The 14,665-nt window shown below is 63.9% G+C and carries 15 protein-coding genes; 7 read left to right on the forward strand and 8 right to left on the reverse strand.

The window, feature by feature from the left end:
• Nucleotides 1–132 precede the first annotated feature (132 nt).
• The 3 genes from XH83_RS30435 (at nucleotide 133) to XH83_RS30445 (ending at nucleotide 3,348) form a co-directional block, all read left to right on the forward strand.
• Entirely contained in the window at nucleotides 133–1,518 is a 1,386-nt protein-coding gene (locus XH83_RS30435) for an ABC transporter substrate-binding protein (protein ID WP_194404295.1), read from the forward strand.
• A gap of 94 nt (nucleotides 1,519–1,612) precedes the next feature.
• Nucleotides 1,613–2,485, forward strand: coding sequence for a carbohydrate ABC transporter permease (locus XH83_RS30440; RefSeq protein WP_194404296.1), 873 nt, complete (start codon nucleotides 1,613–1,615; stop codon nucleotides 2,483–2,485).
• Nucleotides 2,482–3,348, forward strand: coding sequence for a carbohydrate ABC transporter permease (locus XH83_RS30445; protein WP_194404297.1), 867 nt, complete (start codon nucleotides 2,482–2,484; stop codon nucleotides 3,346–3,348). Before XH83_RS30440 ends, XH83_RS30445 begins: the two co-directional genes overlap by 4 nt.
• Here the strand turns inward: XH83_RS30445 and XH83_RS30450 are convergent.
• The 6 genes from XH83_RS30450 to XH83_RS30475 form a co-directional block, all read right to left on the reverse strand.
• Nucleotides 3,323–3,721: a hypothetical protein gene (locus XH83_RS30450; protein ID WP_194404298.1), complete on the reverse strand. Its 399-nt coding sequence runs from the start codon at nucleotides 3,719–3,721 to the stop codon at nucleotides 3,323–3,325. The genes XH83_RS30445 and XH83_RS30450 overlap by 26 nt on opposite strands.
• Nucleotides 3,722–3,895: 174 nt before the next feature.
• Nucleotides 3,896–4,708, reverse strand: coding sequence for an ABC transporter permease (locus tag XH83_RS30455; RefSeq protein ID WP_194404299.1), 813 nt, complete (start codon nucleotides 4,706–4,708; stop codon nucleotides 3,896–3,898).
• A gap of 4 nt (nucleotides 4,709–4,712) precedes the next feature.
• Nucleotides 4,713–5,627 carry an ABC transporter permease gene (locus XH83_RS30460; protein WP_194404300.1) on the reverse strand — a complete coding sequence of 305 codons (915 nt, stop codon included), beginning with the start codon at nucleotides 5,625–5,627 and terminating at the stop codon, nucleotides 4,713–4,715.
• On the reverse strand, nucleotides 5,624–6,796 hold the full coding sequence (locus tag XH83_RS30465) for an ABC transporter ATP-binding protein (RefSeq protein WP_194404301.1): 1,173 nt from the start codon (nucleotides 6,794–6,796) through the stop codon (nucleotides 5,624–5,626). The genes XH83_RS30460 and XH83_RS30465 overlap by 4 nt, the downstream gene beginning before the upstream one ends.
• 75 nt (nucleotides 6,797–6,871) lie before the next feature.
• Nucleotides 6,872–8,332, reverse strand: coding sequence for a glycerol-3-phosphate dehydrogenase (locus XH83_RS30470; protein WP_194404302.1), 1,461 nt, complete (start codon nucleotides 8,330–8,332; stop codon nucleotides 6,872–6,874).
• A 36-nt stretch (nucleotides 8,333–8,368) separates the two neighbouring features.
• Entirely contained in the window at nucleotides 8,369–11,056 is a 2,688-nt protein-coding gene (locus XH83_RS30475) for an EAL domain-containing protein (protein ID WP_194404303.1), read from the reverse strand.
• Between the two features lie 202 nt (nucleotides 11,057–11,258).
• Here XH83_RS30475 and XH83_RS30480 point away from each other — a divergent pair, with 202 nt between their 5' ends.
• A complete protein-coding gene (locus tag XH83_RS30480) occupies nucleotides 11,259–12,362 on the forward strand; it encodes an NAD(P)/FAD-dependent oxidoreductase (RefSeq protein ID WP_194404304.1) in 1,104 nt (367 codons plus the stop codon).
• Between the two features lie 147 nt (nucleotides 12,363–12,509).
• On the opposite strand, the gene XH83_RS30485 is transcribed toward XH83_RS30480, so the two are convergent.
• Nucleotides 12,510–12,689, reverse strand: a complete 180-nt coding sequence (locus tag XH83_RS30485) for a YdcH family protein (RefSeq protein WP_061880823.1) — start codon at nucleotides 12,687–12,689, stop codon at nucleotides 12,510–12,512.
• 330 nt (nucleotides 12,690–13,019) lie between these two features.
• On the opposite strand from XH83_RS30485, the gene XH83_RS30490 reads away from it, so the two are divergent.
• The 3 genes from XH83_RS30490 to XH83_RS30500 all read left to right on the forward strand — a co-directional run bounded on the left by XH83_RS30490 (nucleotide 13,020) and on the right by XH83_RS30500 (nucleotide 13,832).
• Entirely contained in the window at nucleotides 13,020–13,226 is a 207-nt protein-coding gene (locus XH83_RS30490; protein ID WP_008546179.1) for a YdcH family protein, read from the forward strand.
• Nucleotides 13,227–13,339: 113 nt separating this feature from the next.
• A complete protein-coding gene (locus XH83_RS30495; RefSeq protein WP_194404305.1) occupies nucleotides 13,340–13,558 on the forward strand; it encodes a hypothetical protein in 219 nt (72 codons plus the stop codon).
• 22 nt (nucleotides 13,559–13,580) lie between these two features.
• Complete coding sequence (locus XH83_RS30500) at nucleotides 13,581–13,832, forward strand: hypothetical protein (protein ID WP_194404306.1); 252 nt, start codon at nucleotides 13,581–13,583, stop codon at nucleotides 13,830–13,832.
• 75 nt (nucleotides 13,833–13,907) lie between these two features.
• Here the strand turns inward: XH83_RS30500 and XH83_RS30505 are convergent, their stop codons facing one another.
• A complete protein-coding gene (locus tag XH83_RS30505; protein WP_194404307.1) occupies nucleotides 13,908–14,633 on the reverse strand; it encodes a GGDEF domain-containing protein in 726 nt (241 codons plus the stop codon).
• Nucleotides 14,634–14,665: the final 32 nt, after the last annotated feature.

A 14,665-nucleotide genomic window follows, 5' to 3' on the forward strand; every position in this document is an offset into this window, starting at 1 on the left:
CGCGTGTTAAGCATCACCACAGACCGACACCCGCGACCTAGGTCTGATAACATGCTGCGTTGATTGCGCTACCATCCTGCGCTAGTGTTTTTTCGACCGGTTAAAAACACCGGCCGTTTGAGGGAGAAAAACGTGAAATCCAAGGTTATTGGCGCAGTATCACTGGCGGTCGCTGCGGCCGGGCTGTTTGCAGCCGCTGCACCCGCATTTGCGCAGCAGAAGACGATCACGGTCTGGTGGGGCAAGGGCTTCTACCGCTCCGAAGACGACGCGTTGATCGAGACGATCAAGAAATTCGAAGCCAAGACCGGCATCAAGGTCGAATTGTCGCAGTATGCGATCCAGGACATGATTCCGAAGACGGTCGCCGCTCTCGATGCCGGCACCGTGCCCGATGTCGCCTATTCCGATTCCTATGACGTCCAGGCGCAGGGCAAGTGGGCCTATGAGGGCAAGCTCGAGGATCTCTCCGACGTCATGGAGCCGATCAAGGGCCGCTTCGTGCAGAACACGCTCGATGCGTCGATCCTCTACAACGACGTCACCAAGAAGAAGGCCTATTACGGCTTTCCGCTGAAACAGCAGAGCATGCACGTCCAGATCTGGAACGACATGCTGGAGAAGGCCGGCTTCAAGCTGAGCGACATTCCGAACGACTGGAGCGGTTACTGGACCTTCTGGTGCGACAAGGTGCAGCCCGCGATCCGCAAGGCGACCGGCCAGCGCATCTATGCCGTCGGTCAGCCGATGGGCGTGGAATCCACCGACGCCTTCCAGTCCTTCTACACCTTCATGGACGCCTACCACGTCAAGCTGGTCGACGATGACGGCAAGCTCACCGTCGACGATCCCAAGGTTCGCGAGAACCTGATCAAGGCGATGAAGGATTACACCGACACCTACATCAAGGGCTGCACGCCGCCGTCCTCCACGACCTGGAAGGATCCCGACAACAACGTCGCCTTCCACAACAAGACCATCGTGATGACCCACAACTTCACGATCTCGATCGCAGCGAAGTGGTTTGAGGATTCCACGAACCAGGCGCTGACGCCCGAGCAGCGCGAGGCCGGCAAGAAGGCCTATGAGCAGGACATCATCACGGCCTCCTTCCCCAAGGCACCGGATGGTTCGACCATCCGCTACCGCTCCGACGTCAAGACCGGACTGGTGTTCACCGCGGCCAAGAACAAGGCCGAGGCCAAGCAGTTCATCAGCTTCCTGCTCCAGGAAGAGAACGTCCGTCCTTACATCGAGGGCGCGCTCGGCCGCTGGTTCCCGGTGACGAAGGAAAGCCAGGAAAGCCCGTTCTGGCAGGCTGACAAGCACCGCAAGGCCGTCTACACCCAATTCAAGGGCGGCACCGCGGCGTTCGACTTCACCAAGAACTGGAAGTTCACGATTCTCAACAACGAGAACGTGTGGGCGAAGGCGATGAACCGCGTCGTCAGCGAGAAGGTTCCGGTCGACAAAGCCGTCGACGAACTGATCGCCCGCATCAAGCAGGTCGCGGGTTAATTCATCCGCCCCTCTCCCCGCATTGCGGGGAGAGGTGTAAGAACAACACCGGCCGCGTTTCGCGGCCGGCTTCTCTTTGAAGAGTCCAAAAAGAATGGCGATCACGCTCTCAGGCGATCAGGCAGTCCCCGGCCCGCCCCTGTCGTCTCGGCTGACCCCGGCGCAGGTCTGGGGCATCGTGCTGCTCGCGCCCTATCTGCTCGTTTTCCTCGCCTTCGTGGTCTATCCCGTCTGCTACGGGCTGTGGCTGGCGCGGGCCCCCTCGAACTATGTCGCGCTCTATAACGACCCGATCTTCGCGCGCGCTGCGGTCAACACGCTGATCTTCCTGGTCATCGGCATCAACATCAAGATGCTGATCGCGCTGTTCCTGTCCGGCTTCTTCGCCCAGCAGCGCCCCTGGATCAAATGGCTCTCGGTGATCTTCATCCTGCCCTGGGCCGTGCCGTCGATCCCGACCATCCTGTCGGTGCGCTTCATGCTCAATCCCGAATGGGGCATGATCAACCATTTCATTTTCTCCTTCACCGGCGATGACGGCCCGAACTGGCTGAACGATCCGACCGTGGCGCTGACCATGGCGATCGCCGTGCATATCTGGAAGTCTCTGCCGTTCTGGACGCTGATCCTGATCACCGGCCGCCTTGCGATCTCGCACGATCTGTTCGAGGCCGCCGAAGTCGACGGCGCGAGCTGGTGGCAGAAATTCCGCTACATCACCTGGCCGTCGATGCAGACGCTCTACGTCACCTGCACGCTGCTCTCGATGATCTGGACGCTCGGCGACTTCAACAGCGTCTATCTGCTCACCGGCGGCGGCCCGGCCGACCTCACGCACGTGCTGTCGACGCTCGGCATCCGCTATCTCCGGCTCGACCAGCTCTCGCTGGCAATGGCATCCATCGTCTGCGCGATGCCGTTCGTCCTGCCGCTCGTGTACTTCATGATGAAACGGTTGTCCCGATGAAGCTCCCCGGCGTAAGAGAGTTTTCCTGGCGCGAAGTCGGGATCGAAGCGCGGCTCCTGCTGATCGGCATTCCCGTCTTCCTGTGGACGATGATCCCGATCTATCACATGTTCCTGTTCGCGATCTCCCCGAAGGAGGACGCATTCTCGGGCAAGCTGTGGCCGGACCATCCGACGCTGCACAACTTCGAGATTGTGTTCAAGCAGCAGCACTACTTCCTGCGCGATTTCTACGTGCAGTTCTGGAATTCGGTGGTGATTGCGGCGTCCGTCGGCGTGCTGACGCTGTTCATCGCGACCGCGGCTGCGTTCTCGATCTCGCGGCTGAAAGTGCCGGGCGGACGCATCGTGCTGAACCTCGCGCTCTTCACCTATTTCATTCCGGCCGCGTTCCTGGCCGTGCCGATGTACCGGACCATGGGCAATTACGGCCTGCTCAACAATCACTGGTCGCTGATCCTGGCGATGGTGACGATCGCCTCGCCTTACGCCATCTGGGTGCTCAAGCAGGCGTCGGACAAGCTGCCGGTCGAGCTCGACGAGGCCGCGGTGATGGACGGCGCCACGACGCTGCAGATTTTCCGCCTGGTCTATTTGCCCCTGATGATGCCCTCGCTGGTCGCGATCGGCACCTATGCGGTGCTGCTGGCCTGGAACGAATATCTCTACGCGTTCCTGCTGCTCTCCAACGACCGCGAGATCACCCTCCCCGTCGCGCTCGGCAACTTCCTCGCCGCCGATGACTCGCCCTGGGAGCTGTTGATGACCACCGGCTTCATCTACGCGCTGCCGCCGGCCGCAGTCTACTACGCCTTCCGCCGCTACATGGTGGGCGGGCTCACGGCAGGTGCGGTGAAGTCGTAACCATCAGGTTTGCGCGATTCAGGATCATGACTGGACGCCATCCAGTAAAGCGGGGCGACAGCTTGACTTTCGCATCCAGCTTGCCGGCCTTGACCAGATGATACCGGGCGATGCCGTCCGTCGAGCTCCAGCCAACGCAGGATCCCGTCGATTCCTGGTTTCCAATGTCCCACCACGCCGCGCGCAGATCGACACTGGCCGGAAGCGCCGCGGGCGCGGTGACGGCGTTTACGGCCAGCGCATTTTCATGCTGCCAGTCATTCTGGATGTCGCGGGACGGCAGCAGATTGCAAATTCGGTGCTGTTCGGGACGTCCCGACGTTTCAGAGGCAGATGACTTCTGATTTCTGTCGCTCTTCTTACGCTTCGCCATAATGATTTCCTTGTGAAATGAGGATGTGAGGCAATGCGAGCTGACGCCCGTGGGGCGACATAACTTTATGCGCCCGACCTCAGCGGAGAGCTGAGAAGTGGATTACACATCCAGAGGTAGAATGATGTTATTCAGCGTCACTTCGCCGCGCGCGCGACACGTCGCTCTCAGTTGTTACAGCGGCGCTGCGCTCTCGCCCTGCGAGCTCGACAGCTTCGAAGCCAGCGAGGCGACGACGATGACGACGGCGATCAGGGCGATCACCAGCGTGCAGATCGCGTTGATCTCCGGCTTCACCCCCAAACGCACCTCGGAATAGATGCGGATCGGCAAGGTGGCCGAGCCCGGTCCGGTGGTGAAGCTCGCGATGACGAGATCGTCGAGCGACAGCGTGAAGGCCAGCATCCAGCCGGCGACGATCGCAGGCGCGATCAGCGGCAACGTCACGGAGACGAACGCGCGGAGCGGGTTGCAGCCGAGATCCATCGCCGCTTCCTCCAGCGAGCGATCGAGCGAGCCGAGGCGGGACTGCACGACGACCGCGACGAAGCACATCGTCAGCGTGGTGTGGGCGATCGTCACGGTCCAGAAGCCGCGCTCGGCGTTGAGCGCCACGAACAGCAGCAGCAACGACAATCCGGTGATCACCTCCGGCATCACCAGCGGCGCATAGAGCATGCCGGAGAACAGCGTGCGGCCACGGAACCGCTCGCCACGCGACAGCGCGACCGCGGCGAGCGTGCCGAGCAGCGTGGCGATGGTCGCCGAGGAGACCGCGACCCGCAGGCTCATCCAGGCTGCCTCGATCATGGCGCGGTCATTGAAGAACTCGTGATACCAGCGCAGCGACCAGCCGCCCCACACCGTGACGAGGCGCGAGGCGTTGAAGGAATAGATCACGAGGATGAGGATCGGCAGATAGAGGAATGCCAGACCCAGCGCGAGCGAGGCGATGTTGAAGCGGGAGAGGCGAGAGACCCTGCGCATCGTCTCAGCGCCCTTGTTCCAGCTGCCGCTTCTGCAGCCGCTCATAAAGCAGCAGCGGCACCAGCAGCACGACCAGCAACACGACGGCCGCGGCGGACGCGACCGGCCAATCCTTGTTGGTGAAGAATTCGAGCCACAGGGACTGGCCGATCATCAGCGAATTGGAGCCGGCCAGAAGATCCGGAATGACGAACTCGCCGACGATCGGGATGAAGCACAGCAGCACGCCGGCGCCGACGCCAGGCAGCGACAACGGAAAGGTGACGAGCCAGAACACCTGCCAGGGCGGAGCACCGAGATCGCCGGCCGCCTCCTCCAGCGCCGGCTCCATCTTGGCGAGCGTGGCGTAGAGCGGCAGGATCATGAACGGCAGATAGGAATAGACGATGCCGATATACATCGCGCTGTCGGTGGAGAGCCAGACCACGGGCTGGCTGACCAGGTGCAAAGCCAGCAGGATCTGGTTGAGCAGGCCGTCGTGCTGGAGGATGTTGATCCAGGCATAGATGCGGATCAGGAACGAGGTCCAGAACGGCACGATCACCAGCACCATCGCCACCGCCTGCCAAGCCTTCGGCAGTCGCGCCATGCCATAGGCGATGGGATAGCCGATCAGCAGCAACAGGGCGGTGGCCGTCACCGCAACGGTGAGGCTGCGCACATAGGCGAACACGTAGATATCGTCGGAAGCGAGCAGCTTGAAATTATCGATGGAGAGCGTGGCAAAGGCCGCCCTGAGCGCATCCCATCCTGCCGTCAGGTCGAACACCGGCTCATAGGGCGGCTGCGCGATCGCCGTCTGCGACAGGCTGATCTTCAGCACGAAGGCGAACGGCACCAGGAAGAACAGCACCATCCAGACATAGGGGGCGATCGCGGCGAAGCGCGCCGGGCGCGCGAAGATGCGGCGGGCGCTCATGATTGCAGCACCACGCAATCGTCGGGAGAGAACCAGGCAACGACATGCTGATTCAGGCTGTAGGCATCGACGTCGAGGCGCGCACTGTTGGCGACGGACGCCTGCACCGTTCCGCCGGTATCGAGCTTCACCTTGTAAGTGGTGGTTCCGCCGAGATAGCAGATGTCGGCGATCACGCCATCCAGGGCGTTGATCGCGTTTTCACGGCCGGCCTCGCTCACCGGGCCCCGGCGCGACAGCTTGACCTTCTCGGGACGAATCGCGATCGAGAATCGTCCCGCGCCGACCGGTTCGCGGGGTTCGGCGACCACCAACGTGCCCGCATCACGCGTGCCGACGACCAGACGATGACCGTCGCGCAATTTGGTCTCGCCGTCGAACAGATTGACGTCGCCGACGAACTCCGCGATCCAGCGCGAGCGCGGCGCCTCGTAGAGCTCGCGGGGGCTCGCGACCTGCGCCAGCTTGCCTGATTTCATCACGCCGATCCGGCTCGCCATCGTCATCGCCTCCTCCTGGTCGTGCGTGACGATGATGAAGGTCATGCCGAGCCGGCGCTGCAGCTCCATCAGCTCGCCCTGCGTGCTCTCGCGCAGCTTCTTGTCGAGCGCCGCGAGCGGCTCGTCGAGCAAAAGAAGTTGTGGCCGCCGCGCCAATGCGCGGGCGAGCGCGACGCGCTGGCGCTGGCCGCCGGAGAGCTGATCGGGCTTGCGCTTCTCCAGCCCCTCGAGCTTCACCAACGCGACCATCTCGGCCACACGGGTGGCGATCTCGGCGCGCGCCATGCCGGCACGCTTCAGCCCGAAGGCGATGTTGTCGCGCACCGACAGATGCGGAAACAACGCGTAGTTCTGGAACATCATGTTGATCGGGCGCTCGTGCGGCAGCGCCTGCGCGATATCCTTGTCCCCAAGCAGGATGCGGCCCTCGTCCGGGGCCTCGAAGCCCGCGAGCATGCGCAGCAGAGTGGTCTTGCCACAACCGCTCGGACCGAGCAGCGCGAAGAACTCGCCGGCCTTGATGTCGAGCGACACGCCGTCGACGGCGCGGAACGTCCCGAACGTCTTGGCGACGTTCTCGATGCGCAGCAACGGCTGGCCCGTTGCGGGAAGCGCATCTGCCGCGGCCGCGTCAGCCGCGCCGTCCGTTCTGGGCCACTCGTCCGTCATGTTCCCTGCCAACCCCGATTCCGCCGCACGCTAGCGGCCGATCGTCCCCAGCTCAACCGGTTCGGGGCGGGTCGTTCACATCACATTCGCCATGAACGCGCCGAGCGCCTCACGATCGGCCGCCGGCATAGTCAGGCCGAGCTTGGAGCGGCGCCAGAGGACATCATCCGGAAAACGTGCCCATTCGTGGGCCATGAGATAGCGCACCTCCGCGCCGGTCAGTTCGGGGCCGAAGGCGGGGCCGAGTTCGTCGCGGCTCTTTGCTTCGCCCAGCACCGCCGGCAGCCGCGCCCCATAGGCCCCGACCAGGCGCTGGGCCTGCGTCTCCGTGAGGAAGCGCCATCGATCGCGCGCAAGGTCGACTTCGGTGTCGAAGCGATCCCAGGCGAAATCGCCGCCAGGCAGCACGGCGGCGGCCGTCCAGGGCGGCGACATCGGATAGAATGGCGTCAACTTCGTCACCGCCTGCTCGGCACGCAGGCGCGAGGTGGTAACGTCGCCGCCAAACATCGTGATCAGCGGCGCCTTGCGTCGGCGGGCATGGAACAGCATCGCGCCGTCGCGTCCCCGCGCGGACGCCAGCGTCAGGTTGACGCCGGAAACCGTCCGAACCACGTCGGTCGGCGAAATGCGGTCGCGGAAATAGCGGCTGGCCGCCTCGCAGAGATAGCTGACATCGGCCCCCGGCATTGCGACGATCGCGGGATCTCCGGTGAAGGCATGCGTGACCGTGCCGATCAGCGTGAACGCGCGCTCGAACGGCTGAGCGAAGATCAGTCGTCCATCGTGGTTCTGAAACACGTAGACATTCTCGGAGTCGAACAGCCTGGGCACGACGATCTGACTCATCTGCGTAGCCGCCATAGCCGGCTGCGGCTGCCGCAGCACGGTGTCGGCGACCATCGACGTCCAGCCCCCGGTCGCGTTGGCCAGCGCCCGGGCCGTGATCGTGCGGCGATGGCCGCGATCGACCACCGCGAGCCGCCAGACGTCGGTTCGATCGGCGCGCACGCAGCGCGCCCCCGTGCGGATCGCGGCACCGCGCTCGGATGCATCCAGCGCGGTGAGCACGACCAGGCGGGAATCGTCGACGACGCAGTCCGAATATTCGAAGGCCGTGCCGAATGGGCGCTTCAGCGCGTTGCCGACCGGATGATGGGTGATGTCGAGGGTCACAGATCCAGGCAGGCCGTTCCGGCTGGTGAGGCCGTCATAGAGGAACAAGCCGGCGCGCAGCAGCCATGGCGGACGCTCGTCGGAATGCGCGGGGATCACGAAGCGCATCGGCCGCACGAGATGCGGGGCGATGGAAAGCCAGATCGGACGCTCGGCCAGCGACCGGCGCACCCGCCAGAACCCGCGCCGCTCCAGCACCGACAGATCGCCGTGGATCAGCCGCGGTGTCGCCGAGGACGCCGCGCCGCCGAGATCGCCCTGCTCGAACAGAATGACCCGCAGACCACGGCCGGCCGCATCGCGCGCGAGACTGACACCGTTCAGGCCGCCGCCGATGATCGCAAGGTCGTAATCCGCCATGAAGCCGTCGAGAAGGAGCGAAGCGCTCCTTGATGATTAGCCGGTCTTGAGCGCAAGCTCCATGACCTCGGCGCGACCGACAAGACCGGCATATTTGCCGATCGGCAGCGGCTTGCCGAGCAGATAGCCCTGCACGCCGTCGCAGCCCTCCTTGGCGAGGAAGGCGAGTTGCTCGACCGTTTCGACGCCCTCGGCGATGATCGACATGTCGAGGCCATGGCCGAGATCGATCACCGCACGGACGATCGCAGCCGATTGCGGGTTGCGGCCGAGATTGATGATGAAGGCGCGGTCGATCTTGATCTTGTCGAACGGGAACGCCTGTAGGTAGCTCAGGGAAGAATAACCGCTGCCGAAATCGTCCATCGAGATCCGAACGCCAAGCGCCTTCAATCGGCGCAGCAGCGCGAGGCCCCGGTCGAAATCTTCGATCAGCACGCCCTCGGTGATCTCCAGCTCGAGCCGGCCGGGTGCAAGGCCGGTCTCGATCAGGATCGAATGGACGAGGCCAACCACGTCGCCGTGCATGAACTGCGCCGGCGACAGATTGACCGCGACCTGGAGCGGCTTCGGCCAGGACGCCGCCTCGCGGCAGGCCTCGCGCAGGATCCACTCGCCCATCTCGACGATCAGGCCGCTCTCCTCGGCGATCGGAATGAATTCGGCCGGCGAGACCTGGCCGCGCACCGGATGCTGCCAGCGCGCCAGTGCCTCGAAGCCGATGATCTCGCTCTCGGCGACGCTGTGGCCCGCAGCCCCCTGCGGCTGGAAGGCAAGCGAGAGCTCGCCGTTCTTGATCGCCATTGAGAGGTCCTGGTGCAGCACGCGGCGATCGCGGATCTGTTGGTCCATCTCCGGCTGGTAGAGGCTGATTGTGCCGCGGGACTTCTGCTTGGCCCGGAACAGCGCCGCACCCGCATTGGCGAGCAGCGAGGCGCCGTCAGCACCATTGTGCGGGAAGACCGCCATGCCGGTGGTGGCGCCGGCGCGAACCGCCCGGCCGTCGATCTGGAATTCCTTCGCGACGGCTTCGCCGAGGTGCTGCGCCAGCGCGAGGCCCGAATCCGGCTGCTTGCCGTCGATGATGAGGCCGAATTCGTCGCCGGAGAGGCGCGCGACCACGCCGCCGCGGGCGGAGTCCTGAAGCCGCTGGGCCACTTCGACCAGGAGCTTGTCGCCGAGTGCGTGGCCGAAGACGTCGTTGACCTCCTTGAGGCCGTCGAGGTCGACGCAGAGGACGGCGAACTCCTCGTCGGTGCCTTCGCAGGCCTCGATCATCTGGGTCAACGCCTGCAGGAAGGCGGCGCGGTTCGGCAAATCGGTGAGGCCGTCGTGATAGGCCATGTGCGCCATGCGCGACTCGGTCTGCCGGCGGTCGGTGACGTCCTCGTGGGTCTTGATCAGATATTGCGGCTCGCCGGTATCGCCGAGCACGGTGGCGCGGCGGGTCAGGAACAGCCGCAGCCCGTCCTTAGTGGAGATCGGGTGCTCCTCGGTGATCATCCCGCGTTTCTTGATCGCGGCCTCGTCGCGCGCGATGATCAGCTTGGCTTCCTTGGGGTTGAAGATGTCGGACGCCGTCAGGCCCGTGGCTTCCTCGCGCCTGCGATTGAGGATCGTCTCGGCGCTGCGGTTGGCGAGCAGATAGCGGCCATCCTTGACCTGCTCGACGATCAGGGCCACCGGGATGTTGTCGACCACCAGTTCGAGGAACTTCTTGGTGCTCTCCAGCTCCTTCGAAAGCGAGCGGCGGTCGGTGATGTCCTCGAACACGAGCATCAGGAATTCGGGCTTGTTGCTCTCGTCGCGGACCACGATCCGGATCGAGGCGACCATGCGCCGCTCGCCGCCGCGGTCGACCTCGAATTCGTTGCGGAACTGGCCGTCCGGCGAATTGAGCGCCGCCCGGTCGGTCGCCTCGATGCTGGCAGCCGAAACCGACGCGAACAGCTCGCGCGCATTCTTGCCGACGACGTGGTCGCGCGAGAAGCCCCAGAACCGCTCATAGGCACTGTTGGCGAAGATATAGCGGCCATCCTCGATGTTCTTCGCGGCCACGCAGGCCGGGACGTTGTCCAGCACCGTTTCGAGGAACTGCTTGGTCGAGGCGAGCTGCCGCGACAGCCGCCGCTGCTCGCTGACGTCGAGATGCGTCGCCACCGAGCCGCCGTTCGGCAGCACGAAATATTTCACCAGGATGGCCCGCCCGTCCGGCAGCTCGGTGATCAGGCCGTTGGTGCTGGCCGCCTTCTCATAGAACTCGTCGTCGGAGGCCACGCCGAGCACCCCGCGCTTGCGCCGCAGCTCGAGGAGTTCATAGCCGTTCATGTTGGCCCAGATGTCCGAGCGCGTCAGGCCGTAAATCTCGAGATAGCGGTCGTTGCAGAAGATGATGCGGCGCTGCGAATCCGTCATCACCACGCCCTGATTGAGATTGTTCATGGCGGAAGAGACGAAGGCGTTGCGCCGCAGCTGCAAGCGCCTGGTTCGGCGCAGCGAGGAATGGATCCACAGCGCGATCGCGGCCAGGAAGGCACAAACGACGATGCCCGCGATCAGGACTTCCCAGACCACGTTGGGATCGAGCTGACCAAGATAGCTCGGCGCGGCGAAGCCGTCCGACAGCGCATAGGCGCGCGCGGGCGCAACCGTGCCGGCCAGGCACACAACGGCCTGCACAGCAATCGGAAGCGTGCTGCCCTCGTGCCAGTTCTTCTCAGCCATCAGCCACCCGCGATTTCAACGTCGGATTGTCTGGCTTCCCGGGTTTGGATCGGGTAAACGCCTGTACGCGCAACAGAAAAATGTGACGTGAAATACGGCAATTGCCCTGACATGATAAATTCTTCCTTAACGGAAAGCGGCCCCGCGCCATTCGTTCCGGGCCTGATGCCACCGGCGCGGCCAGCGGACATGCTGCACAACCATGGATAGGGTCGATTGCGTCGTCGTCGGAGCCGGCGTGGTCGGGCTCGCGGTGGCCCGAAAGCTGGCGCAGGCCGGGCGCGAGGTCATCGTGCTCGAGGCGGCCGAGGCGATCGGCACCATCACCTCCTCGCGCAACAGCGAGGTGATCCATGCCGGCATCTACTACCGCGCCGGGAGCTGGATGGCGCGCATGTGCGTCGACGGCAAGCACGCGCTCTACCGCTACTGTGCCGAGCGCGGCATCCCGCACAAGAACTGCGGCAAGCTGATCGTCGCGACCAGCCCGCAGGAGACCGCCAAGCTGCAATCGATCAAGGCGCATGCCGAGGCCAATGGCGTGCTCGACATGCAGCTGCTCGCGGGCGAGGCGGCACGCGCGCTGGAGCCGGCGCTGGCCTGCGACGCCGCACTGCTGTCGCCTTCGACGGGCATCATCGACAGCCACGCCTACATGCTGTCGCTGCGCGGCGAAGCCGAGGCGGCAGGCGCCGCCTTCGCGTTTCACACCCCGCTGGTCCGTGCCAAGGCGGCCGGCGGCGTCATCGAGATCGAGGCCGGCGGCGAGGCGCCGATGACGCTGCAATGCGGCCTGCTCGTCAACGCCGCTGGGCTCTCGGCGACGGCGGTAGCGCGCAACATCGACGGCATGCCGCTGGACCGCATTCCACCGGCCTATCTCGCCAAGGGAAATTACTTCAGCTGCAATGCCAAGGCGCCGTTCTCGCGCCTGATCTATCCGGTGCCCGAACCCGGCGGACTTGGCGTGCACCTGACGCTGGACATGGCCGGCCAGGCGCGCTTCGGCCCCGACGTCGAGTGGATCGAGACGATCGATTACGAGGTCGATCCGTCGCGTGCCGAGCGGTTCTATCCGGCGATCCGCAAATACTGGCCGACACTGCCTGACGGCGCGTTGATGCCGAGCTATTCAGGCATCCGGCCGAAGATCGTGCCGCCCGCGGTGGCCACGCAAGACTTCTTGATGCAGGGGCCGCGCGATCACGGCATCGCAGGTCTGGTCAATCTGTTCGGCATCGAATCGCCGGGTCTGACGTCGTCGCTCGCGATCGCCGATCACGTCGCCGAGCTCGTAGACGTCTAGGCTCGCAGGCCTCTAGAGCACCGAGACGAAGTCCAAAAGCCGCGCGCATGGCTTTGCGCGGTGCGCACCCCTTCAGCAGGGATGAGCGGAAAGCTCTCATCCCTGCTGGATAAGGGTACGATCAACTCTACGCTGTTACGGGGGTTACTAGTGGAGCGTGTCGCCGTGCTTCAGACGCTCGATCTGGTCCTTGACCATCAACTTCCGGCGCTTCAACTCAACAATTTGCAGGTCGTCTGTTGAAAGGTGCACGAGAGCTTCGTGCAATTCGTTTTCCAGAAGTTTGTGCTTCCGTTCCAATTCAACGAGATGTGCCTGAATTGTCATTCGAAACCTCCTCGGTAGGGTTGAACCTCAGGATTCGATCCGGACAATGAAGTCTACATCACCGATTCGTTCTGTCGATGGGTATCCGTCGTCGCAGCTTCATTTTTGAAAATTCATATGTAACGAAGCGTGAGTAAAGGAACCCCGCGGGAAAAATCCATGATATCAATGCGCTTGCGCGGCCCCGTCAGCGCTCCTCAGAAATATGTTGCGGGAGATCGGCGAGGAGGGATCGCAGATCGCTTGCGATCACGCCGCGCAAGGACGATAATTTCCACAGGGCATCCACAGCCTTAGTCTCACGCCTATCGGTTTTCGGCCACCGCAGACATGACCAATGAAGACGAGCGTGAGCTCGAAGCCGAGCTCACCCGGTTGCAGCAGGAACACCGAGATCTCGATGCGGCGATCGATGCACTGCATCAATCGCCCGCCCCCGACCTGTTGCGGCTGCAGCGGTTGAAGAAGCGCAAGCTGTTGTTGCGCGACCGCATCGCGTTCATCGAAGACCAGATTACCCCGGACATCATCGCCTGATCCACAGACCGCGCGCGACGACTCTGCTGGGCATCGAATCCGCTTGACTCAAAAAGAACAAAATAAGAACATTCGGATACCCAACGCCCCCTGGAACGCCCGAGGAAACGCAGATGTCGACAGCCGCCCTTCTCGACAACAGCCACTATGAACAGGCCTGCGACCAGGCCATCGCGATGTGCGACGGCAATCTGCGCAGCACCATCAAGGCGCTGATCATGGCCAACGAATATCTGGAAGCCGAACTGGAGGAATTGCAGGCGGCGATCTCCGCCGGCTGCATTCCGGACACCTCCCGCAGCAAGACGCGGAGCAAGAGCAGCGCCGCTTGAACTTCAATATTGGAGCAACGCCATGTCGGACGTGACCTATTACGTTGCAATGCCCTTTTTCATCGACGCCGACGGCTCGCCTGTCGCCGGCGCAGCGGAAGAATGTCAGAGTTCGACCTCCGCGTTGCGGCGCGCCGAGGCCTTGTCGCGCGGTGCAGGCCACATCGGTGCGGTCGCATTCAGCCGCAGCGGCGATCCCATGACCGGCGAATTCGGCGACGCCACGCTGCTGCGCAAATTCGGCAACGTGCCGGAAGATCTCGCCACGCTGTAAGGGTCGTGGCTTGATCTCTTCGGAAAGCCGCTTCACGCTTTTCGCTGACGCGGCCCTTCGGGTCCGCATCATGCTCTAGCTGCTGACCAGCCTGATCCGCGGCTCGTGCCGCCGGTGCGCCTTGCGCACATACATGGCGGCATCTGCCTCCTCCAGGGCGCGGCCTGCGTCGGATTGCGCTCCCAGCAGTGCGACGCCGGCGGAGGCACCCGCGGTCACGTGCTGGCCGCGAAAGACGAAGGACAATTCGTCGATCGCCTGTTCGAAGGCGGCGGCCTTCGCCTTGGCATCGGTCTCGCTCAGATTCCAGAGCAGCAGCGCGAACTCGTCGCCCCCGAGCCGGCCGACCACGTCGGAGGCACGGACCTGCCGCGTCAGCGTGGCGGCAATCGCCTTGAGCACCTCGTCGCCGGCGCCGTGACCGAACGAATCGTTGATCGGCTTCAACCGATCGACGTCGAGCACAATCAGCGCCCCACTGGCGCGGTAGCGCTTCATGTAGGCGATGGCGCGCGCGAGCTCGCGCTCGAAGCCGCGCCGGTTGGGGATCTCGAGCAGGAAGTCGGTATCGGCCGCAGCTTCCAGCTCCGCGACCCGGCGCAGCGCCTCCTTGAGCTTGGTCCGCAAGCCCCGGATCGTCGCTCTCGTGGTTTCCTTGGCTCCATCATCGCTCGACGCGCCACGCCGCGGCGGCTGCGCCGGACGCCTGGTCAGCCGCTTCGGGGCGGCCTTGGAACGGCTGGCGCTGGTCTTCCGGCCCTTTTTGGCCTTCGCAGCGCTCGCCCTTTTTGGTTTCTTCATGGGCATCCTGCTCAATGAAGGCTTGCGGGGAT

This window comes from Bradyrhizobium sp. CCBAU 53351, from assembly GCF_015291745.1.
GTDB lineage: Bacteria > Pseudomonadota > Alphaproteobacteria > Rhizobiales > Xanthobacteraceae > Bradyrhizobium.